The sequence below is a fragment of the Bremerella cremea genome (assembly GCF_003335505.1).
In the GTDB taxonomy this organism is placed as follows: Bacteria; Planctomycetota; Planctomycetia; order Pirellulales; family Pirellulaceae; genus Bremerella; species Bremerella cremea_A.
On the sequence record NZ_QPEX01000010.1, the window covers coordinates 184,477 to 206,074 of the forward strand.

General features: G+C 54.6%; 17 protein-coding genes. 9 read left to right on the plus strand and 8 right to left on the minus strand.

Annotated features, from left to right (window positions below; translation table 11 throughout):
* Window positions 1–46: 46 nt before the first annotated feature.
* Window positions 47–235 (minus strand): hypothetical protein, encoded by a 189-nt coding sequence (locus DTL42_RS02125; protein WP_114367044.1) that lies wholly within the window; start codon window positions 233–235, stop codon window positions 47–49.
* A gap of 227 nt (window positions 236–462) precedes the next feature.
* Between DTL42_RS02125 and DTL42_RS02130 the strand changes: the two genes are divergently transcribed.
* Window positions 463–1,545: a hypothetical protein gene (locus tag DTL42_RS02130; RefSeq protein ID WP_114367045.1), complete on the plus strand. Its 1,083-nt coding sequence runs from the start codon at window positions 463–465 to the stop codon at window positions 1,543–1,545.
* 66 nt (window positions 1,546–1,611) lie between these two features.
* Here the strand turns inward: DTL42_RS02130 and DTL42_RS02135 are convergent, their stop codons facing one another.
* The gene (locus tag DTL42_RS02135) at window positions 1,612–3,015 is read right to left on the minus strand and encodes a PQQ-binding-like beta-propeller repeat protein (protein ID WP_114367046.1); all 1,404 of its coding nucleotides are present in this window, start codon (window positions 3,013–3,015) and stop codon (window positions 1,612–1,614) included.
* Between the two features lie 213 nt (window positions 3,016–3,228).
* On the opposite strand from DTL42_RS02135, the gene DTL42_RS02140 reads away from it, so the two are divergent.
* The 4 genes from DTL42_RS02140 to DTL42_RS02155 are packed head-to-tail and all read left to right on the plus strand — an operon-like array spanning window position 3,229 to window position 7,006.
* Entirely contained in the window at window positions 3,229–4,125 is an 897-nt protein-coding gene (locus DTL42_RS02140) for a metal ABC transporter solute-binding protein, Zn/Mn family (RefSeq protein ID WP_114367047.1), read from the plus strand.
* Window positions 4,126–4,149: 24 nt separating this feature from the next.
* Entirely contained in the window at window positions 4,150–4,644 is a 495-nt protein-coding gene (locus DTL42_RS02145) for a hypothetical protein (protein ID WP_114367048.1), read from the plus strand.
* 14 nt (window positions 4,645–4,658) lie between these two features.
* Window positions 4,659–5,459, plus strand: coding sequence for a metal ABC transporter ATP-binding protein (locus tag DTL42_RS02150; protein WP_114367049.1), 801 nt, complete (start codon window positions 4,659–4,661; stop codon window positions 5,457–5,459).
* On the plus strand, window positions 5,459–7,006 hold the full coding sequence (locus tag DTL42_RS02155) for an iron chelate uptake ABC transporter family permease subunit (RefSeq protein ID WP_114367050.1): 1,548 nt from the start codon (window positions 5,459–5,461) through the stop codon (window positions 7,004–7,006). Before DTL42_RS02150 ends, DTL42_RS02155 begins: the two co-directional genes overlap by 1 nt.
* On the opposite strand, the gene DTL42_RS02160 is transcribed toward DTL42_RS02155, so the two are convergent.
* Window positions 7,003–8,310 carry a sulfatase family protein gene (locus DTL42_RS02160; RefSeq protein ID WP_114367051.1) on the minus strand — a complete coding sequence of 436 codons (1,308 nt, stop codon included), beginning with the start codon at window positions 8,308–8,310 and terminating at the stop codon, window positions 7,003–7,005. The two genes, DTL42_RS02155 and DTL42_RS02160, sit on opposite strands and share 4 nt — an antisense overlap.
* 84 nt (window positions 8,311–8,394) lie before the next feature.
* Entirely contained in the window at window positions 8,395–9,978 is a 1,584-nt protein-coding gene (locus DTL42_RS02165) for a sulfatase family protein (RefSeq protein ID WP_114367052.1), read from the minus strand.
* A 234-nt stretch (window positions 9,979–10,212) separates the two neighbouring features.
* Between DTL42_RS02165 and DTL42_RS02170 the strand changes: the two genes are divergently transcribed.
* Window positions 10,213–12,585, plus strand: a complete 2,373-nt coding sequence (locus DTL42_RS02170) for a glycoside hydrolase family 15 protein (protein ID WP_114367053.1) — start codon at window positions 10,213–10,215, stop codon at window positions 12,583–12,585.
* 32 nt (window positions 12,586–12,617) lie between these two features.
* Here DTL42_RS02170 and DTL42_RS02175 read toward each other — a convergent pair whose 3' ends face one another.
* Window positions 12,618–13,286 (minus strand): ROK family protein, encoded by a 669-nt coding sequence (locus DTL42_RS02175; protein WP_114367054.1) that lies wholly within the window; start codon window positions 13,284–13,286, stop codon window positions 12,618–12,620.
* Between the two features lie 145 nt (window positions 13,287–13,431).
* Here DTL42_RS02175 and DTL42_RS02180 point away from each other — a divergent pair, with 145 nt between their 5' ends.
* Window positions 13,432–14,076 carry a class I SAM-dependent methyltransferase gene (locus DTL42_RS02180; RefSeq protein WP_114367055.1) on the plus strand — a complete coding sequence of 215 codons (645 nt, stop codon included), beginning with the start codon at window positions 13,432–13,434 and terminating at the stop codon, window positions 14,074–14,076.
* A 237-nt stretch (window positions 14,077–14,313) separates the two neighbouring features.
* On the opposite strand, the gene DTL42_RS02185 is transcribed toward DTL42_RS02180, so the two are convergent.
* The 3 genes from DTL42_RS02185 to DTL42_RS02195 all read right to left on the minus strand — a co-directional run bounded on the left by DTL42_RS02185 (window position 14,314) and on the right by DTL42_RS02195 (window position 17,525).
* On the minus strand, window positions 14,314–15,171 hold the full coding sequence (locus DTL42_RS02185) for a PDZ domain-containing protein (protein ID WP_114367056.1): 858 nt from the start codon (window positions 15,169–15,171) through the stop codon (window positions 14,314–14,316).
* Window positions 15,172–15,398: 227 nt separating this feature from the next.
* Complete coding sequence (locus DTL42_RS02190) at window positions 15,399–16,709, minus strand: APC family permease (RefSeq protein WP_114367057.1); 1,311 nt, start codon at window positions 16,707–16,709, stop codon at window positions 15,399–15,401.
* 15 nt (window positions 16,710–16,724) lie between these two features.
* Window positions 16,725–17,525 (minus strand): AraC family transcriptional regulator, encoded by an 801-nt coding sequence (locus tag DTL42_RS02195; protein WP_114367058.1) that lies wholly within the window; start codon window positions 17,523–17,525, stop codon window positions 16,725–16,727.
* Window positions 17,526–17,676: 151 nt separating this feature from the next.
* On the opposite strand from DTL42_RS02195, the gene DTL42_RS02200 reads away from it, so the two are divergent.
* Both DTL42_RS02200 and DTL42_RS02205 read left to right on the plus strand, forming a co-directional pair.
* A complete protein-coding gene (locus DTL42_RS02200) occupies window positions 17,677–19,053 on the plus strand; it encodes a DUF1501 domain-containing protein (RefSeq protein WP_114367059.1) in 1,377 nt (458 codons plus the stop codon).
* A gap of 22 nt (window positions 19,054–19,075) precedes the next feature.
* The gene (locus DTL42_RS02205) at window positions 19,076–21,595 is read left to right on the plus strand and encodes a DUF1549 and DUF1553 domain-containing protein (protein ID WP_114367060.1); all 2,520 of its coding nucleotides are present in this window, start codon (window positions 19,076–19,078) and stop codon (window positions 21,593–21,595) included.
* The last annotated feature ends 3 nt before the right edge of the window (window positions 21,596–21,598 follow it).

The following is a 21,598-nucleotide window of genomic DNA, read 5'->3' on the forward strand; positions in this document are numbered from 1 at the left end:
AGCAAATCGCGAGCTTGGCCCCCCAGATTGGCGTGCAATGGCCCGCTTAGAATTGTTTGGCAGCCAGGATCACGACGCCAAATAGGCCAGCTCCCCCCACAATCAGCATGCCAAGCGTGCCGAAGAAAATGGGAATGGCGTTATCTGGTCGTTGCTTTTCCGCAACCCACCAAGCACCGGGGAACCCACCGGCGAAAGCGACCATCGAGAGTAGAAGTAGCAGCAAGTCTTGCATGACAAGTTTTCCTAGATTCCCGTTTGAGGAGTTTAGGATAATTGGGAAGACCGCTGAATGCAATCATTCCGCGCAATGAGATCGGAGGAAAGTGTTTGCTTGAGGCGCAAATTGGGCATAGAACTTGAAATATCGTCATTTCCCGTCTTCGGAATCGTCCGGACGGCCCCCATCTTTGCCCCCTGGGGCAAGGCACTTCCTACCCTTCTCTTATCGAGTTTACCCCAATGCCTACAAGACGCGAAGTAATTTTGGCGGGCTCGTCGCTTGCCTTGGCTGCCACTGCTGGGCTTTTTCCTTCCCCTGCGGTCCATGCCTCTGACAAATCGGGCAACCGAAAACAGATAGGCCCGGAAGGCTATCAGTTCGAGGTGACCCACGACTTTCCCCAACTGCCAAGTAAGTATACCTGGCAAACAACCCACAACGTTGCCGTCGACCGCGACCACAATTTATACGTGATTCACGAAGGAGATCCGACACAAAAAGACCACCCCTCGATCTTCGTTTTCGATAGCGACGGCAAGTTCATCCGCGCGTTCGGCCAACAATTTCAAGGCGGAGGACACGGAATCGAAGTTCGCCAGGAAGGCAACGACGAGTTTCTTTACGTGTGCGCCTACCAACAGGTCAAATCGTTCGCCAAGCTCACCAAAACGGGGGAAACCGTCTGGCAGAAGTATGCCCCCATGGAATCAGGCATTTATGCGGAAGGCGAAGCGACCGACCCGAAAAAAGTTTGGGGACGAGATCGTTTCATGCCGACCAACTTCGCTTTTCTCGACGACGGTGGCTTCCTACTGGCGGACGGCTATGGATCGTTCTTCATTCATCAGTACGATGCCGATGCCAACTGGAAAGCGAAGTTCGGCGGTCCGGGCGATGGGCAAGGCACTTTCAATACGCCGCACGGGCTATGGATCGATCGCCGCGATTCGGCCAACCCTAAGCATGTTGTCTGCGACCGAGCCCACGATACGCTGCAGGTCTTCGATAAGGATTGGAACTACCAGAAGACAATCAGCGGCTTCGGGCTGCCGGCTAATCTGGATACTTGGAACGACTTGATGCTGGTGCCGGAACTGAAGGCCCGCTTGTCGATTGTTGACCAAGATTACAACGTCGTTGCGCAGTTGGGTGATGATGTCGCCCGGCTGAGCAGCATTCAACAATTACGGGCCCAACCAAAACAGTGGCACGAAGGCAAGTTTGTTCATCCGCACGACGCTTGCTTTACCCCAGCAGGCGACATCTTTGTGGCTGAATGGGTTTCCACTGGTCGCATCACCAAACTAAAGCGATTGGCTTAAAGCATCCACGAAAAACGCCTCAAGGACATGGGCTTCCTTGAGGCGTGCTCGTTATTAGCAGAGGCTTTATTTGGCGTATTTTTGCTCGATGCAGTACAGGTGCTTCGCGCCGCGCAGGAAAAGCTGATCGCCACTGAAGGCCAGAGAGGCATCGATTCCTTCGTCGATTTGATTGGTGGCCAATACTTTGAATTCCGGCCCGGCATCTAGCACGATGGTGGTTCCATCTCGATCCGAGACGTAAACCTTGCCGTCGGCGGCAACCAGCGAAGAATAAAGCGTCGATGCTTCCGGCAACCGTTGTGGTCCGTAAATGGTTTCGCCGGTCTTGGCATCTAAACAATAGACGATCCCGTTACGGTCCTTTGTGACATAAAGCTTGTCATTGTAAAGAGTCGCCGAGGCAATGTAGGGGCCGACGTCGTTGCGGCTCCAAACGATTGCGTCGTCGCTTTTGGTCACGTCTCCTTGGGCACTCAGCTTGATCGCATAGATAGCGTAACCACGATACCCGGTCATGCAGATCGCCATATCGTTGTAGATGATGGGGGTGGGAATTGGATTGGTGGCTTGTCCGCCGCATTCCCACAGGAGTTCGCCCGATTTCAGATCGTAACTTCGCACCCGCGTTGTCCCGTTCAAGATAACCTGGGTTTGGCCGTTGTACTGGGTGACTACCGGAGTTGCCCAGCCGGTCACTTCGTCTCGGTCCTTCTTCCAGAGGTCTTTGCCCGTTTTCGCATCGAGTGCCAGCACGAACGAATCCCCTTCGTGATCCCACGGCACAATCACCGTATCTTGGTAAAGCGCTGGGGTACTGCCTTCGCCGAATGCATTACGCGTTTGCTGTTTGCCGAGATCACGCTCCCAGAGCAAGTTGCCATCCAAGTCGTAGCAGAAAATCCCCCGCGAGCCGAAGAACGCGATCAAGAGGTTGCCATCGGTCACGACCGAAGACGAAGCAAACGTATTGGTTCCATGGCCTGCTTCGTGAGGCACTTGCTGGGTGGCGACCTTCGACCAGATTTTTTCGCCGGTTGTTTTGTTCAAGCAAACCACGGTGAAATCGACCGGTGTCGTAGGTGCTTCCCCCCGCCCGAAACCGCCACCTCCGCGGCCTCCTCTTCCCCCTGGCCCGCGACGAGGCGCGGCGGCTGGTTGCGGGGGTTGCTCAGGCGTAGCTTCGGCTGGCTTCTCTTCCCCAGCGACCGGAACAGCCGTTAACAGAAACAACTTCTCTCCCCAGATAATCGGAGACGAACTGCCGCTGCCAGGGACGGGGACTTTCCAGCGAATGTTTTCTTCTTCGCTCCAGTTGGTAGGTGGCTTGGCGCTGAGTGAGGTTCCGTTCACGTTCGGCCCCCGCCAATTCGCCCAGTTTTCGGGAGAAGTGTCTGCCGCCACAACGGGTTGGAAACAAAACGCTAGAGAGAGCAGCCCGCCGATGGCGATCAGGGACGAAGATTTCATAAGCGGTTTCTTCCTTGTTGGAGCGAGACAAAGTGAATCGAGGAACGTACCCAATGAAACCCGCCAGACGGGGCGAAGTTTCGTCGATTTCACAGCTTGCGCAAGTTCGTGAAGTTCATTATGGTAAGATTAATTCCCCTTGTCTTTTAATACTTGAACTCCTATGATTGTTTTGGCAATCCAAAACCCGATATTTGAATACGCAAAACAGTTATGTTTCCCCGATCAATTTTCGCTCTTTTTCTTAGCCTAACCCTCGGCGGGGCACTTTTTGCTGAGGACCGAAAGCCGGTTATTGTCTGCTCGACGACCCAGATTGCCGATTTTGCCCGTCAGGTGGTTGGCGACCGAATGGTGGTAAAGTCGGTTCTCGCTGCGGGACAAGATCCCCATCTTTACGAGAAGAAGCCTGGCGATGCCCAGTTGGTGGCGAATGCGGACTTGTGCCTTGAAAATGGTTGGCACTTGGAAGGGAACGACTGGATGCGAAAGCTGGCCGAGCAGTCGGGCCGGCCGCTGGTCACGTGTACCGAGGGATGTAAGTCGCTGGAAGTCCCAGGGGGCAAGCAAGCGATGCACGACCCGCATGCTTGGTTCTCTTGCACCAACGCAGCAACCTACGTGCGGAATATACGCGACGCCGTCATAAAAATCGATCCGGAACATGCGGAAGAATATAAGAGCCGGGCCGCACTCTATCTCGATCAATTACGGGCACTGCACAATTGGATTTTGCGTGAGATCAACAAGATACCGGTCGAGCAGCGGGTTCTGGTCACCAGCCACGACGCATTCAACTATTTTTGTCAGGCCTACGGAATGACAGCGGCCACTCCGGTAGGATGGTCCACCGGCAACGAAATCGGTGCCGGCATCACTCCCGAGCGGCAGCAAGAGACGATCGATTCGATTCGTCAGCATCACGTTAAAGCAATCTTCGTCGAAACCTCGGTTAACCCGACCAAGGTTCGTGAAATTGCCCGCGAGGCCCACGTCGAGATTGGCGGCGAACTCTACTCCGATTCGATGGGGGCTGAAGGAACAGCGGGAGAAACTTATATTGGAATGATGCGAGAAAACGTGATCATCATTGTCCAAGCACTTCAATAGAAAGGATGCCCAAGCGGTCTGAACATGCGAATCGTCGTTGCCACTTTCTGTGCCTTGTTTATCTTGGGCTTCACGTGGCTGTATCAGCAAACGCTGGCCGAAAACCAACTTCCCGAACGCGATTCGGTAAGCGAACTTATCGCCGAGAGCTACCATCTGCGGATTACGGCCACCTTTGACGCTGGGCTCGATCCGTTTGCCGAAGACGTATCCGAGGCAGCCTCGCTTTCCATTTCCTACGAAGGAAAAGCGATCTTTACCGAGAACCAAGCCATTCCGGCCGGCAAGGTGATCGAGTGCGACCTGGAACTAGAAATCCCGCCGGGCAAGAATGAGTTCCTCGTCCAGATGAGCCCCGCCAACGCAGCCGAGGCCATCCCTAAAGCCGTTCAAGTCGAACTGTTTCGCCGCGGGTTCGACCAACCGCTCGAAAGCCGCACGATTTGGGCCGGTGCGAATGATAGCTTGGTCGTGGGACGCGTTCCCTTTGAGGTTCCCGAATCGGCCGTTCCCGAGTAACCCCACGATCCTTCATGATAACCACACAACAACTTCCCGAATCAATCACGCCGACGACCCCTGCGATTGAAGTCGAGCATCTGACGGTAAGTTACGGCGCGGTCCCTGCTTTGCTTGACGTATCGTTCACCATTCCCCAGGGGCAACTGGTCGGCATCATCGGACCGAACGGTTCGGGCAAGTCGACGTTGGTGAAAGCGATACTTGGCTTCCTTCGTCCTGATATCGGCAACGTCCGCATCTTTGGCATCCCGGCGGAACGAACCCGTCGTCTGGTTGCGTACGTCCCCCAGCGGGGCAGCATTGATTGGGACTTTCCGGTGACGGTCGAAGAAGTCGCGATGATGGGGCGTTACGGAAACATCCCCTGGTGGCAATGGGGTGCCTCGAAGCAAGATCGCGAGATCGTCGAAGAAGCCCTCTCGATCGTTCGCATGTCGGACTTTCGTAAACGGCAAATTGGGGAACTCTCTGGTGGGCAACAACAACGTGTCTTCATGGCGCGTGCTTTGGCTCAAGGGGCCCGGGTGGTCCTGCTGGACGAACCGTTTGCCGGGGTCGATGCGGCAACCGAGCGAGCCATTTTGAATGTGCTGGAAAGTGCCAAGCAATCGGGACGAACCTTGGTGGTGGTGCATCACGACCTGGCCACGGCGGCAGAGTTCTTCGATTCGCTGATTCTCTTGAAGCAACGGCTGTTCGCGTTTGGTACTCCGGCCCAAGTATTGTTGCCGGAACTGTTAAGCGAAGTGTATGACGGCCATGTCCGCGCCTTCGAACATTTGAACCGTGTGGTTCGGGAGAAGGCGAAGTAGTGGACACCCTTTATCACTTGTTCGTGGAACCCTTTGTAGGAAATAGCTACCTGCTGCGAGCGATTTTCGCTGGCTGTTTGGTGGCGGTCTCTTCCGGCGTGATTGGCTGTTTGATCATCCTTCGGCGGATGGCTTTTCTCGGGGACGCGATCTCGCATTCGATGCTGGCAGGCGTGACCGGTGGCTACTTGTTGATGAAAGTGCTGTACGGCCGCGAAGCGCATTTTGCCGCGATGATCTTGGGAGCCCTGATCGCTGGGTTTACGACGGTGATGCTCGTGAGCTTTGTTTCGCGTGTCTCCCGCATCAAAGAAGATACGGCCATCGGGATTATGTATACCGGTATCTTCGCTTTCGGCGGAGCCTTGGCCAGTTTGTTTTCGCACTATATCCATCTCGATTTGTTTCACTTCGTGATGGGGGACGTCTTGGCCGTCGATGCCGAGCGTTTATGGATGATGGCCGGTGTTACGGCGATTGTCTTGTTTGTGATCATCCTTTGGTATCGGCAATTGCTGCTTACCGCGTTCGATCCGATCATGGCCGCCTCAATTGGTCTACCGGTGCTCTTGATACACATTCTGATGACCACGTGTACCTCGTTGGTTGTTGTCAGTGCAGTGCAGATTGTCGGTGTGATCTTGGTGGTTGGCTTGTTGATTACGCCAGCAGCTACGGCCTATTTGCTGACCAATCGACTCAGCCACATGATGATCTTGGCTGTCCTGTTTGGAATTAGCAGCGTGGTTTGCGGGGTTTACATTTCGGTGTGGTTCAATGTGGCGACGAGCTCACCGATTGTGCTGTTCAGCACGTTTCAGTTCATGATGGTATTGATCTTCTCGCCGAAGTTTGGGCTGCTTTCCAATTGGCTTCGTCGCCGGGCTGCGATTCCGCATACCTTATCGGAAGACATCTTAGGTTGCATGCGTCGCGATCCCGAGCATGCGACTTCGCTGGCAACCATGATTGCGAATGTCCGGACAGATGGACAAAGCTTGCGGCGAAGTTTACAGCGGATGATCGCCAACGGTTGGATTCAACCGCTAGAGAACGACAACTTTCTGCTGACCGAAGCGGGGCAACTGGAAGCGCGACGTTTGATGCGTGCCCATCGTATTTGGGAAGCCTATCTGGCTCGTCTCGGAACGCCGAGCGACGAGATCCACGACAAAGCGGACCTGTTAGAACACGTCAACGACGAAGCAGCCGTCGATTACCTGGACGATAGGCTCGGACACCCGATTACCGATCCGCATGGGCAAGAAATTCCGGAAGACTTCTTGCACTTGGTGCCAGGGGAAGAAATCCATGCCAGTTTGCTGCGTAAAGGGCATGTGGCGGAAGTGACCCATCTTGCCCCCCTGGCCGATGCCAAGCTGGTGATCGGAGACAAGTTGACAGCGGGACCGCGCGAAGACAACGAGCAAACGTGGACCTTCGACGTCAACGGCCAGTGGAAACTGAGCGTCGACCACGATCAAGCGGACGCGATTACCGTCCGCCTGATAAAGACAACTACCTCGTCATCCAAAGCCGAACGTTAAACTTTGGGCGACCACCAAGCATCGAGCTTTTCATGAAGCTGCTTGGCGATTTCCGGATGCTGCTCGATCACGTTGTGCTGTTCCTCGGGGTCTGACTTCAGATTGAAGAGCACTGGCTCCTTCGGACCGAACTCTTCTTCATCCTTGCCGGTGGGCACAATCAGCTTCCATTCGCCATCAATTACCCAGCGATAGAAGAGCCCTTGTTCCGGATGGTTATAGTCCGGAATATCGTGGGCAAAGATCTCCCCGAAGATCGCTTGCCGCTTACCAACCGCTTCAGGATCGAGCAGATTGATCCCGGGGAATTTCTCGTCGGTTTTTATTCCCGCAGCCGCTAGGATGGTTGGGACCACGTCGATGCTGCTTGCTAGGGCAGTGGTGTTCTCGGCAGGGGTAACGTGGCCTGGGTAGCGAATCATGATCGGTGTTCGCGTTCCTCCATCGTAGACCGAACGCTTGCCACGCGGTCCGCCGACGGCGCCCCCTCCCATGTCCGCAAGTTGCGTCCAACCGTTATCGCACAAGTAAATCACGATCGTATTGTCGGCAACCCCCTTCTCTGCCAAATGGTCGAGCACTTGCCCACAAGTTTCATCCCACCAATCGCACATGGCAAAGTATTTGGCCACCGCCAGAGGGCGTCCTTCCGCTTGGTACTTTTCCAACAAGCGTTCCGGTGGATTGTGCGGCAAGTGCGGCATCATAGGGGCATACCACAGAAAGAACGGCTTGTCGGCTGCTACGCTTTCGTCGATGAATTTCATCACCGGTTCCATCGTCTTGCGACCGATGTTCAAGCCAACATCGCCATGCCGACCTCCCTTGGTGACATCGCCGTGGGTCATGCCCTGGGTGAAACCACCACTTTTGGGATTGCCTTCCCACCACTTGCCCGATTGAAAACTGACATAACCATGTTGTCCTAAGATTTCCGCCAGGCGGGGGTTTTGCCGGAATCGCTTGACCAACACGGAGCGGCCTTTGTTGGTCCGTTTATCTTCGCGAGGGTCGTTACCGGTGATGCCGTTTTGGTGCGGATAAAGCCCCGTGAACAAACTCGCCAACGATGGCCGGCACAGCGATGTCGGCACGTAGCCACGCTGGTAAACCAACGACTGCGATGCCAGGCGATCGATGTTAGGGGTTTTGATCGCTTCGTGCCCTTGGAACGAGTAATCATCCCAGCGTTGATCGTCGGAAAGTAAGATCACAACATTTGGTTGATCGGCGGCTAACAGCGGGCGATCGGCGGCCACGATGCCGCAAATCACGGCCAAAGCGATCATCAGATTACGTATCATAAATTGTCCCTGCAGAGGAATGGGAAGTGTGATTTGAAATGGACGCCGAGGGGCGAACACTATTCGTTTCTGGTGGGTAGCAAGTTAGTTCTTGGCGTCTCGCTGACGGATCACGCTTTCTGGAAATTCGGCAGCCTCAGAGCCTGATTCGCGGCGGAGGTTTGCTCCGTTGCCCCGCTTGGGACCAAAGGGAACTTGCATCGCGTTTCGCTCGGCTAATTCTTTGTTTAAAGCGTTTCGCATATCTCGCACCGTGCTTTGCAAGCCTGGCTCGTTGATCAAGTTGTGCATCTCGTGCGGATCGTTTTCCAGGTCGTAAAGTTCGTCCGTGTCCCAGATGCCGTGATACTGAATGAACTTGTACCGGTCGCCTCGCAAAGCAAACATGGTGGGCGTGTGGGGGAAATTCCATTCCCAGTAATACTCGTACAGCAGATTCTTGCGCCACTTATCTTTGGGGGTCTGACCGTTGGCAACCTTCACAAAGCTCATCCCGTCCATTTGCTCTGGCGTGTCTAAGCCAGCTAAGTCGAGAACAGTGGGTCCGATGTCGACATTGGCCACTACGGCGGTTTCGGTCTTGTCTTGCGGAAAGTAGCCCGGCCCCTCGATGACTAACGGCACACGCATCGACTCTTCATAGGCGTTCCGCTTATCGATCAGTCCATGTTCGCCAAACAGAAAACCATTGTCCCCCATCAGCATGACAACGGTGTTGTCATCGAGGTCGTGGTCTTTCAGGTACTGACGAACCCGCCCGACACTGTCGTCGACGGCGTTAATGCAGCGGCAGTAATCGCGATAGTACTCGGCAATGTCAAGCGACGAGTGATAAGGGAAATCGACCCCATGCCAGCTGTTGCGTTGGTTTTTTACCCACATTGGCTTCCCTTCGTAGTTTTCCTTCGTGTTTGCTTGGGAAGCTGGGGGTTCGATTTTGGTGTCGGTATACAAGTCCTTATGGCGCTCGGCAGGGTGAAACTGAGCGTGGACCGCTTTGTGCGAAAGATAGAGAAAGAACGGATCATCTTTGTTTAGGGAATCTAACCAATCAATCGCGTAGTCGGTAAGTTCGTCGGTGATGTAACCTTTTTGCGGAACCGATTTGCCGTTGACGTTAAGTGTCCACTTTGGCCCTGGCGGATAGTAATGTCCTTGACCTCGGAAGCTAACCCACTGATCGCACCCAGGTCGAGGATCATCGGTTCCGCCCCCCATGTGCCACTTACCAAAGAACCCCGTCTTGTAGCCAGCCTTTTGCAAATACTGGGGGAAGAACACCAACTTCGAAAGATCGGTATTGTTATTGTCGACCACGTGATGCTTGTGCATGTATTGACCGGTTAAAATCGAAGCCCGGCTCGGAGAGCACAACGATGTGGTCACAAAAGCATTGGTAAAATTGGTGCCATTTTTCGCCATGGCATCGATGTGAGGCGTCTTCAGAAATGGATGCCCCAAGCAAGCTGCAGCATCGTACCGCATGTCGTCGATCAAAATGAAAACAACATTCGGCGCACGTTTACCATCTTCGGCGTAAGCTTCTAGTGGAAATAATCCGGCCAGAACGAACAATAAAACAATCAGTCCGACACATCCAAAGCGGCAGTAGGTACGGCACAGGGTATCCCAAGTGCCCAAGTGAGGCCGACAACGAGACAGGAGCATACGTAATTCTCTAGGAGGGGGGTGCTTAAGGAGAGGCATTACGCCAGTGAGACGCAACAGTGGTCCTAGTATCGGCCAACTCGTGTTGCGGGTCAACTTTCCTCAGGCACCGCCGACTCAGGAAAATTCGTCTGCCAGAGGACAGCAAAAGTGTAGCTACCAGCTATTAGATCGTTTGAGAACCTTATACTCTGCCAATTTGCCCCGCATCACCTTCCGATTGGGAACATCACCTTGAGTAACAAGATCGCGCCCGGCGCCCCTGGAATCGAGCCCCGTTGGACAACCAGTGCCAAAGAAGGCATCGGAACCGCCTACCACACCAGTTCACAAGTTTGGTACACGGTGAGTCACGGGATTATCAACGAAATCTATTTTCCCCATGTCGACTCGCCGAACACGCGAGACTTGCAGTTTCTAATCACCGACGGCGAAACGTTTTGTCATGAAGAGCGACGTGATCTTCATCATACGGTCGAACGCCCCGAGCCCGATGCGTTGCTGTTCCGGCTCACCAATACCGATCGGGATGGACGTTACCGCCTGGTCAAGGAAGTGCTGGGCGAACCTCACTCGTCGGTCGTGCTTATGCACGTTCGGCTAGAGATACTCGACGAATCGCTGACCGACAAGCTAAAGCTGTACGCGTTGCTGGCCCCGCATATTAAGAACACCGGCGAACATAATTTTGCCGGCTGTAAACACATCGGCGGTTACCATCTGCTGTGTGCCGAGCGGGATAACATTCACTTGGCGCTGGGTTGTGATTGCGATTTCACCAAACGCTCGGTTGGTTACGTCGGCACGAGCGACGGTTGGCGCGACCTGATGGATAACTTCCAAATGGATTGGCAATATCACATCGCCCGCGATGGCAACGTCGCGTTGATGGGAGAAGTCGATTTGTCGAAAGGGAACGAATTCACACTGGGCGTCGGTATGGGCTTCAGTTGCCAAAGCGCCGCGACGCAGTTGCTGCAATCATTCGTCTTACCCTTCGATGTTTCACGACAAAAGTTTATCGATCAGTGGAAACGGACGATTAAGCCCAACGGAGTGAGCCTCGATAATCCCGCCACCAAGAATCTGTTTCGCCTGAGCAAGTGCATCCTGCAAGCTCACGAGGACAAGACGTTCCTTGGTGCCAGTGTGGCTTCGATGAGTATTCCGTGGGGAGAAACCCAAGACGATGACAACCGAGGTGGTTATCACCTGGTTTGGGCGCGGGACATGGTTCATACGGCGACCGCGCTACTGGCTTGTCATGAAGAAGAGTCGCCACTGCGAGCGCTAATTTGGCTCTCGTGTGTCCAAGCTGAAGATGGAGGGATGCCCCAAAACAGCGAGATCGACGGCGAACCGTACTGGCACGGCGTGCAGCTTGACGAAATTGCCGCGCCGATTTTGTTGGCCTGGCGTTTGAAACAGGCCGATGCGTTGCAAGAGTTTGATCCTTGGATTGTGATCCGCCGAGCGGTTCGTTTCCTGATTCTCAATGGACCGGTTACCGCCCAGGAACGTTGGGAGGAAAACGGTGGCTACTCTCCTTCCACCCTGGCCGCGACAATCGCCGCCGTGATTTGCGCGGCGGATTTCTCGGAAGCCTGCGACCATGACAATTCGGCCTCGTTCCTGCGAGAGTATGCCGACTGGTTGGTCGCGAACTTGGAAGCATGGACGGTGACCACGTGTGGCGAACTGGTCCCAGACAAACCACGCCATTTCGTCCGCATCACGCCTGAAGACACGTGTCCTGGCTCGGTCGATGCCGATCCGAATACAGCAATGGTAGATCTCAAGAATGGAGGGGGAACGCATCCGGCCCGCAATGTGGTGGATGCTGGGTTCCTTGACCTGGTTCGCTTGGGCATTTGTGCCGCAGACGATCCGTTGATTGTCGATTCGGTGGCCGTTGTCGATGCGATCCTCAAGCGAGACTTGCCTCAAGGCCCCTGTTGGCGGCGATACAACCACGACGGCTATGGGCAATATCCCGACGGCAGAGCGTTTGATGGCTCAGGAGAAGGTCGTTCGTGGCCGCTATTGACCGGAGAACGGGGGCACTATGAACTGGCTGCCGGGCGCGACCCGGTTCCGTTGATCCAAGCCATCGAAGGTTTCGCCAACGAAGGAGGCATGCTTACGGAACAACTGTGGGATGCCGACGACCTGCCAGACGGCAGCATGAAGTTTGGCAAACCAAGTGGTTCGGCCATGCCCCTTTGCTGGGCTCATGCCGAATACATCTGCTTGGTGCGTAGTGCCCACGATGGCGTTTGCTTCGACCGGATCGAGCCCGTTTATCAGCGGTACACCATCAATAAGACACCCAGCGAATACGACATTTGGACGTTTGCCCATCAGATTCAGAAACTGACCGCAGGTAAAAAACTGCGGATCATTACCGAGCGGCCAGCGATGGTTCATTGGAGCCAAGACGACTGGCAAACTCGTCAGGACATACAAACGAACCAGAATGCCCTGGATCTGTACTACGTCGATCTGCCGCTGGAAAATCATCGCGCCGGCACCAACATCGTTTTCACGCTGCTATGGACCGACAACGATGAGTGGGAAGGAACCGACTTCCACCTGACGGTTTCGTAAAGCCTGCCGTTAGTGTTACCGACAAGCGATCGCTAAATCTTGATTGGCGACGCTTCGTCCCACATGCGGAAACCACCTAAGAAAGCGTTACCGTTCGCGCAAACGGTGACGTTTTCGGGCAGTTCGTCCATCAACTTGGCATTGCCGCCCCCCAAAACAACGTACTCTGGTTCGAGTGCAGCCGTCAGCATGGTGATGGCTTCGATGACTTCCAGACGCCACCGTTTCTTGCCCAGCCGTTCCCGCCCTTGTTGGCCGACATATTCCTCGAAGGTCTTTCCCTTTTTGAACGGCAGGTGAGCAAGCTCCATCGGCTGCAAAACGCCTTCCACGATCATGGCCGAACCAAGCCCCGTGCCGAGGCCCAGAAACAACATTCGGCCTCCTTTGTAGTCGCCTAGGGCCTGCATGGCGGCATCGTTGACCACCTTTGTCGGCAGGCCGAAAGCATCCGAGAAATCGAAGCCGGACCAGCCGCTGCCGAGGTTATGGGGATCGTGAATGACTTTGCCATGGATCACCGGGGCAGGAATACCAATCGAGATGGCATCGAATTTCCAATCGGCGGTGTTCTGTTTGACTTGGTCAACCATTTGCTGCCCAGTTAATTCCGGGCCTGAGGCGAACTTGCGTTTCTCTTCAGAATTGGAGAGGAGAAATTTGACGTTACTTCCCCCCACGTCTATTGAAAGGATGATCATTTCTTCACCGTCGTGGCATCTTGTGGTGCGAATATGGTATCGTGTGAATCTCTTCGCACGATACGTGGATTGTCATTTTACAAACATACTATCGTCGCCAATTTTTGCTGCTTAGGGAATAACAAAAAGGTAAGGAAAGCACCTGATGTCGACCAACCCAGCCAAGAAGTTTTACGATCGCATCAGTCATGTCTACGACTTGATCGCCGATGGTGGTGAACACAAAGCCCGGGAACTAGGACTGAGCAGGCTCGCTGTCCAAGAAGGGGAAACGGTGCTGGAAATTGGCTACGGTACCGGTAACTCGGTGCTGGAACTTGCCAAAAGCGTCGGTCCTTCCGGTCAGGTGCTTGGTATCGATATCTCAAAGGGGATGCAGAACGTTGCTCGTAAGAAAGTCAAGGAAGCTGGCTTCAAAGATACCGTTTCTTTGCTAATCGGGGCGGTCCCCCCTCTGCCGTTCGAGGACGACTCGTTTGATGTCGTGACCATGAGTTTCACCTTGGAACTGTTTCCATTAGATACCATTCCCACCGTGCTGGCCGAGTGCCGCCGCGTCCTGAAACCAGGCGGACGCCTAGGCGTGGTCAGCATGGCCACCGTCGAAGAGGGGGACAAGTCGAGCAGCCTCGAAAAGACCTATGTCTGGATGCACACGCATTTTCCGCACATTGTCGATTGCCAGCCGATTCCGCTGGAAAAGTTTGTCCAGAAAGCAGGCTTCAAGCCCGATAAGCAGGAACGGATCGATCTGTTTACGATGCCGGTAGCAGTCATCGTTGCGTCTTGATCCGACGCCGAAATTTTTTGTGCGATGTTCGCGCAGATAAACAAAGGGGTTGTTTCAACACATCGGCCCGGCCAGTTACTGCCCAGACCTGCCAAACTTTGGCCACTCTTTCTCATCCGTACCCAAGCAAAGAGCCTGACCGCAAAGTGCTCGCGGTCAGGCTCGTTTTGTTGATCTTCTGCAAGTCATCGAACGTGGCTGATAACCACCGGCTTACGACTCGTTCCACACTAATTTCTAAAAGGGAAACACGGGCTCCGAGAATTCCCAAATGACACGACCGTCGTCCGTTCGGAAGACGCGTGGAGCGTCGAATTCGATCCGTTCGCTCGACATATTCAAGGCTCGTAGCAAATGCCCGCGTTCATTTTGGGGAAGATCGCTCCGGCTTGTGATATCCTGGCGAATCTCATCACGTGTTCCCTCGAATTTGAGCGACTCGACTTTGCCTAATTTATCTAAATAGCTTACCTGTGCCTGGTAACGATTATCGCCTAGCGAGTTGATTGTGAGCGAATCGAACGATTCCCACTGCGATTGATCTTTCTTCGCTGCCGTTGAGTCTCCCTTTCCCTTGCTCGATTTATCAGACATTCGGGCCACCGGCATGGCATGTTGGGCCAGGGTTGCCGTGGTATCTTGCATTTTGGAATCGCGTTTGTAGCCAAGCATTACCTTGCTATCAGGCTTCGCTTCGCGGACGAGCGCGAACAGTTGGCTGGTGGAATACAGTTTTTGATCGCCGTACGTCATTAAGATATCTTTCGGCTTGAGCCCTGCTTTCTCGGCAGGAGAACCAGCCGCAACGTCTTGAACCATCAGACCTTGGCGATGTTCTATATCGTCGCGGAAATGCGCGAAGATACCTTCATGTAGCGGGCTGACCGTTACGCCGAGATAGGTAGTCTGTTTCGTTTCGCTCTGATCCTTTCCTTTCTTAGCATGGTCGTCGTGTTTGGTTGCTTTCGCCTCGTTTCCGCTTGCGGGATCTTTTCCCTTCGGTTTGTCCTTGTTCTGCGCTGTCGCCAGATGAGCGGACATGCCAATAATTGCCACACTAAGCAAACCAACCGCCAATGTTCGCAAACTTTTCATAACGATACTCCGTTGTCGAGGGGTGAAATGCTGCCCACGATCGCTGCCAGTGCAAGAGCCAACTAGAAATCGCACCAGCAAGACCGCAACCTGAGGGACCTCCCCGTTCGCCTCGCCTCTGCAAAAAGCAAAGTCCGTACCACGCCCAAAGCTAGCCAGGCAAAAAAAGCGAGCAGTTCCCTCCCCTGCCACTCTTTCAGCAGAGATCGCTTGTCGACTCAAGCAAGCTAATGTGTATCGTTGGGTTCTAACTTTGGCCGACTGAGTTGGCCTGCTGCCCAGTGCCAAGCAAGCCCCAACAACAGCAGCGAGATGCCAGCAAGCCAAATCTCGCGTTCCACCCAGAAGGCTAGTAGCAAGCAAGAGATCAATCCCAACACCGGAATCCATACCGGATAAAGGCGTTCGTCGGGGCGAAGCCGAAGTGCGCAGGCGTTGGTGATCGCATAGTAAATCAACACCGTAAACGCGCTGAACGACCAGGCTAGCCGTACGCTGCCGACTGCCGCGATTCCCGCGATGATTGCTGCCACCAACAGCGTCGCGGCCCAAGGAACCCCGGTTGTTGTCTGCACGATCGCCAACCCAGCTGGCATATCGCCTCGCCGCCCCATCGCCAGCACGACACGCGAAAGGCCCAGCAGCAGATTCAACAAGACACCAAGCATCGCGGTGATCGCTCCGACGGACATTAGGAGCGGTAAGCCGGATATCTCCATTTGCGCGGCGATCGATTCCAAGGGAGCGACCTTCTGCTGAGTTAATTCCGAGAAACGTTCGGCCCCGACTACGCGTACCCCCACAAACGCCACGCCTGCGTACAGCATCATCGAAATCAACAGGGTAACAATCACCGCCACGGGGATTGTCCGGCGAGGGTCTTTGACTTCTTCGCCGAGCGTGGCAATTCGCCCATAGCCGGTGTAAGCCACAAACATGAGGCCGGTCGCTTGAGCAAACGAAGCCCAGCCGACATCACGGGGGATGAATGAAAATGGGCTTCCAGCTTTCCCTTGGGCTCCTACCCCCAAGCCAATGAAAACGATCAGGGATAGACAGGTCATCACCACAATTGTCGCGTTGACCTGGGCTGTGCGCCGAATGCCTAGCAACGTGACAACCGTCAACAGGCCGATTCCTATTAAGGCCCAGGGAACCAACAGGTAACGTTGCTCACTTCCACCTAGCAAGAGCAAATAGCCGGCAAACCCCAAAGCGGCCGTCGCTGCGGAAGACGATTTAGCCCACAGAAACATCCATCCCGCCAAAAACCCCCACGTAGGAGAGAGCCAACGATAGCCGTACTCATACGTACCACCACTAACGGGATGGTTGGCAGCCAGTTGCGCACTGCTTAGCCCATTGCAAATTGCCACGACCGCCGCCGCGACAACAGCGGCCACCACTCCGTTTCCCGCGACGCCTGCGGCAATGCCAATACTAACAAAGACACCTGTCCCCAAAATGGAACCTAGCCCTGTGACAACAGCCCCGGGAATCCCTAATTCTCGACGGAGTTCTCCCGCAGTTTTGCTCATCGGCGTGGTCACGATTTAAGAGGATTGCAGGGGTGAAGGAAGCCCCAACGACTCAGAAAGCTGTGTCGGGGAGGCTTGATATCTTAGCCGGTACTCGCTGGGGGAAACGCCTAGGTGTTTGCGGAATTGTTTCGTGAAATAGCTCTGATCGTAAAACCCACAGGCGGTCGCAATTTGGGCAATCGAGGCGGACGAAGCTAACAATTCGTGGGACGAAGCGTGTAGCCGCACGCGCAAAATATACTGCTGCGGTGTCATCTGATAGATGGCCTTGAAGCGACGATCGAACTGGCTAACCGACAGATGGATCATCTCGGCCAACTGTGTCACGCGAATCGGTTTATCGTAGTTTCGCAGGACAAAACTAACGATCTGCTCGAACTCGTTGAACTGAATGGCGACCGACTTGGCTTTTTCCAAATCACGCATCACGCCGGCCACGCCTATTACGTTTCCCTCGGCACTGAGCAAAGGAATCTTGCTAGAAACAAACCACTTCAATTCCCCAGGCTGTTCCGCTGGAACCAGCCAAATTTGATTGGGTAGTGGCGTTTTCGCTTGCATCACCAGAAGATCTTCCGCGACGTAACGCTCGGCTAAATAGCGCGGATGCAAATCGAGATCGGTCTTACCGAGCATTTGTTCTTCCGAATCGAATCCGCGCATTCGCCACAAACTTTCGCTTACCTTAACGAAACGTCCGTCTAGATCCTTAACGTACAAGTAAACGTCCGGAAGGTATTCAAATAGGCCACCAAGGGCGAGTTCCGCCCCAATGACGGCTGGGCAAGATGTGGCTGAAGTTGAATTGCTCATGCGCAGATAATACCACACATTGCGGAAAATTCCCTAGCGTGACTCGTATTGGGCGAAGTAAATTGAGGCCACACTTCATTTTTTTCCTGACAATATCCCGCCCTTTGCCGAAACTTCATCTTCTCGGCAACCCTACGATCGAGTTCGCGCTATGTTTACGTTTCAAGGACGCGGAAAATCGGTTACCTGCAACGGACAGACGCGGCGCGACTTCCTGCAAGTCGGCACGCTGGGGGCGCTGGGGTTGAGCCTGCCGCATTGGTTTGCCGCGAAAGCCCAAGGCGCCGTTCCGCCTGATTCTGACGACCGAAACTGCATCATGATTTTTAATCTTGGTGCTCCCAGCCAGCTCGATCTGTGGGATATGAAACCAGATGCTCCGGCAGAGGTTCGTGGCCCATTTAAACCCATTTCGACGGTGAACCCAGATCTGCAAATTTCGGAGATCCTGCCGCAGCATGCCAAGATTGCCGATAAGTTCTCGCTGGTGCGCTCGGTACATCATACCGGGGCCGCCGTGCATGATGCCGGATGGCAGATGATGCAGACGGGGCGTCTTTTTACGGGCGGTGTGAACACGCCTCATATTGGCTCGGTGGTAAGCTTCGAGCGGGGACGCAAGACCGATCTGCCTGCCTTCGCGGTGCTGCCGCAATTGATGGGGCGTGGAGGTGGCAACATGCCCAACGGCCAGGCAGGCGGTTTCCTGGGCAAAGCCCACGATCCGTTTGCTTTGAACGCCGATCCATCACAAGAGAACTTTAAAGTTCCTGATTTGCTTCCCCCCATCGAAATCGATTCCAGTCGTCTTGCGCGGCGCCGACGAATTCGCGACTTAGTTGACCAGGCTGCGGCAAATTTCGAAGCGAGCGAAAACGCCGACTTGCTCGGGAGCAACTTCGAGTCTGCGTTCCGCTTGATGACCAGTCCCAAGGCCCGGGAAGCGTTCGACCTGACGAAAGAACCTACCAAAGTTCGCGAGCGTTACGGCATGAACCGCTTCGGGCAATGCTGCTTGTTGTCTCGCCGTTTGATTGAAAACGGTGTTCGCTTCGTCACGATCAACACCTTTCTCACCGTGTTTGACGAGATCACGTGGGACATTCACGGCTCGAAGCCGTTTACCTCGATTACCGGCATGCGTGACATTGTTTGTCCCCTGTACGATCAAGGGTACTCGGCGTTGATCGAAGATCTCGACCAACGTGGGCTGCTCGATTCAACCCTGGTTTGCAACCTGGCAGAATTTGGCCGGACACCGCGTGTGAACCCAGCCGGCGGGCGCGATCATTGGCCGCAATGTTTCACGTGTGGCTTTGCCGGGGGAGGCGTCCAAGGGGGAAGAATCGTCGGGGCGAGCGACCCCATCGGAGCTGTGCCTGCTGATCGTCCTGTGCAACCAGCCGATGTCGCCGCCACCATCTTCCATAGTCTCGGCTTCGATGTACACGCGACCCTGCCTGGCCCCGGTGGCCGTCCCTTCCCCATTGTCGATTCTGGCCACAACCCCATCCATGAACTGTTCTAGTTTTCATCTCGGTAATCTTGGCATGACTATTTGGCAAAGCGGCCGTTTTTCCGTGCTTGTGCTCGCGTTATGCGCGCTGCTTCCTACGGTTGGATTTGCTGCGGAAGAAGGGGCCATCACCATCTTGCCCAGTCAGGTCGAACTGAATGCTCCCTATGCCCGCCAGGCATTCGTTGTCCAACGGGCTATGGGGGACGAACTGGGAGAACAATTACGGGAAGGTGTTGCCTGGTCTTCTAGCAACCCCGAGGTGGTACAGGTCGAAGACGGCATGCTCGTCCCGGTTTCTAACGGCACGGCGAGTGTCTCGGCCAAGTGGAACGAATCTCTAGCCACAGCAAACGTCGTCGTGAGTGGCATCGATCAACCACACCACCGTAGCTTTCGCAACGATGTCTTACCTATCTTTGCCAAGCGAGAATGCAACTCTGGCGGTTGCCATGGTGCTTTGGCAGGCAAAGGTGGCTTTCGGCTTTCTTTGCGAGGCTATGATCCGGAATCGGACTATTTCAATCTCGTGAAGCAAGATCAAGGCCGCCGAATCGAGCTGGCCGCTCCTGAGAGGAGTTTGCTGCTGACGAAACCTTCAACGGTTATTCCGCATAAAGGAGGCCTAAAACTTCCCAGCGAGAGCGAAGACTTTCAGATCGTGGCCGATTGGATTTCGCGAGGCGCCGCCCCGCCAGAGCCATCCGATGCGGTAGTCGAGCGGATTGAAGTTTATCCGGCTGCTTCGCTACAAAAGGTTGGTGCCCAGCAGAACTTTGTCGTCCAGGCCTTTTACAGCGACGGCACTTCGCGCGATGTCACTCGTTGGACGATCTGGTCCTCGACCAACGATGCCGTTTCGCAGGTCAATGGGGAAGGCCAAGCAACGATTATGGGGCCTGGCGAAGGGGCAATCGTGGCTTGGTTTGCCAGCAAACTGGCGATTGCCCGCACGACGGTACCCTACGTAAACGAAGCAACCGCCAAAGAACTTGCTCAAGCCGACCAGCGGAAACCACGCAACTTCATTGACGAGCAAATCGATACCCAGTTGAAGCGTTTGAACCTGATTGCTTCTCCCAATTGTACCGACGCCGAATTCCTCCGCAGGGCTACCCTCGACACGATTGGGCGGCTGCCGACGGTGGAAGAGACACGACAATTTCTGGCCGATACCAGCCTCGACAAACGGGACCAGCTCATCGAACGTCTGTTGGCCAGCGAGGAATTCGTCGACTATTGGACGTACAAATGGTCGGATGTACTGATGCTCAACGGAACGTTGCTCCGGCCAGCACCGATTAAAGCGTATTACGAGTGGATTCACGGCCACGTCGCGCAGAACACCCCCTGGGATGTGATGGTTCGCGAGATCGTGACCGCCACCGGCGAAAGCACGCAGAACGGGGCGACCAACTTCTTCGCGCTCCATCAAACCCCGGAAGAAATGACCGAGAACGCGTCGCAATCGTTCATGGGCTTGTCGATTGGATGTGCCAAGTGCCACAACCACCCGCTCGAAAAATGGACCAACGATCAGTATTACGCCATGGCGAATATTTTCTCCCGCGTGAAAGCGAAAGGCTGGGGCGGGGAAAGCCGCAACGGCGATGGGGCGCGAACGTTGTACGTGACAACGTCTGGCGAGTTGGTTCAACCACGTACCGGCAAGCCGCAGCCTCCCACACCGCTTGATGGTGAAGCGATGGCCTTCGACGCCCCGGAAGATCGCCGCGTGCAGTTCGCCTACTGGCTGACCTCGCCCGAGAACCCTTACTTTGCGAAGGCGATCACCAACCGAGTCTGGGCGAACTTCTTTGGTGTTGGGCTGGTAGAACAAGTCGACGACCTGCGTATCTCGAATCCGGCCAGTAACGGAACGCTATTCGATGCCGCGACGCAGCATGTGATCGACAACAAGTTCGACCTGAAGACACTGATGCGTGCTATTTTGCAATCGAACGCCTATCAGCGCACCAGCAAGACGTTGGCAGGCAATCAAGCCGAGAACCGGTTTTACAGCCGCTATTATCCTCGACGTCTAATGGCCGAAGTGCTGCACGATGCTGTCGTTCAAGTCACCGCCGTCCCCACGACGTTCGATACGGTTGCGTTTCCTGGCAACGACAAGCAAAAGACCGATAACTACCCGATCGGAACCAAGGCCATTCAATTATACGACTCTGCGGTCGAAAATTATTTCCTCGACGCGTTTGGGCGAAATCCCCGTAACATCGTGTGCGAGTGTGAACGCTCTGCCGAGCCAACCATGGTTCAGGTACTGCACATTTCCAACGGCAACACGATCAACGAAAAGCTGGAATCCCCTGAGAGCCGCGTGGAGACGCTTTTGCAGCTACGGCATAACGGACAATCGGATGAAGCAATCGTGGACGAGATCTACTTGAGTTGTTTCTCGCGTTACCCTACGGCAGAAAAGCGGAAAGAGTTGCTCCAATTCCTTACACCGGTAGGGTCGGCTGACGAACGTGCTTCGCTCGAAGATCTTTTCTGGGGACTGATGAGTACCCGCGAGTTTCTTTTCAATCATTGAAAT

Coding starts and splice junctions, on each gene's coding strand:
- DTL42_RS02125 (WP_114367044.1), bottom strand. CDS start 235: ATGCAAGACTTGCTGCTACTTCTACTCTCGATGGTCGCTTTCGCCGGT.
- DTL42_RS02135 (WP_114367046.1), bottom strand. CDS start 3,015: ATGAAATCTTCGTCCCTGATCGCCATCGGCGGGCTGCTCTCTCTAGCG.
- DTL42_RS02195 (WP_114367058.1), bottom strand. CDS start 17,525: ATGAGCAATTCAACTTCAGCCACATCTTGCCCAGCCGTCATTGGGGCG.
- DTL42_RS02130 (WP_114367045.1), top strand. CDS start 463: ATGCCTACAAGACGCGAAGTAATTTTGGCGGGCTCGTCGCTTGCCTTG.
- DTL42_RS02145 (WP_114367048.1), top strand. CDS start 4,150: ATGCGAATCGTCGTTGCCACTTTCTGTGCCTTGTTTATCTTGGGCTTC.
- DTL42_RS02140 (WP_114367047.1), top strand. CDS start 3,229: ATGTTTCCCCGATCAATTTTCGCTCTTTTTCTTAGCCTAACCCTCGGC.
- DTL42_RS02160 (WP_114367051.1), bottom strand. CDS start 8,310: ATGATACGTAATCTGATGATCGCTTTGGCCGTGATTTGCGGCATCGTG.
- DTL42_RS02180 (WP_114367055.1), top strand. CDS start 13,432: ATGTCGACCAACCCAGCCAAGAAGTTTTACGATCGCATCAGTCATGTC.
- DTL42_RS02165 (WP_114367052.1), bottom strand. CDS start 9,978: ATGCTCCTGTCTCGTTGTCGGCCTCACTTGGGCACTTGGGATACCCTG.
- DTL42_RS02150 (WP_114367049.1), top strand. CDS start 4,659: ATGATAACCACACAACAACTTCCCGAATCAATCACGCCGACGACCCCT.
- DTL42_RS02205 (WP_114367060.1), top strand. CDS start 19,076: ATGACTATTTGGCAAAGCGGCCGTTTTTCCGTGCTTGTGCTCGCGTTA.
- DTL42_RS02185 (WP_114367056.1), bottom strand. CDS start 15,171: ATGAAAAGTTTGCGAACATTGGCGGTTGGTTTGCTTAGTGTGGCAATT.
- DTL42_RS02175 (WP_114367054.1), bottom strand. CDS start 13,286: ATGATCATCCTTTCAATAGACGTGGGGGGAAGTAACGTCAAATTTCTC.
- DTL42_RS02200 (WP_114367059.1), top strand. CDS start 17,677: ATGTTTACGTTTCAAGGACGCGGAAAATCGGTTACCTGCAACGGACAG.
- DTL42_RS02190 (WP_114367057.1), bottom strand. CDS start 16,709: ATGAGCAAAACTGCGGGAGAACTCCGTCGAGAATTAGGGATTCCCGGG.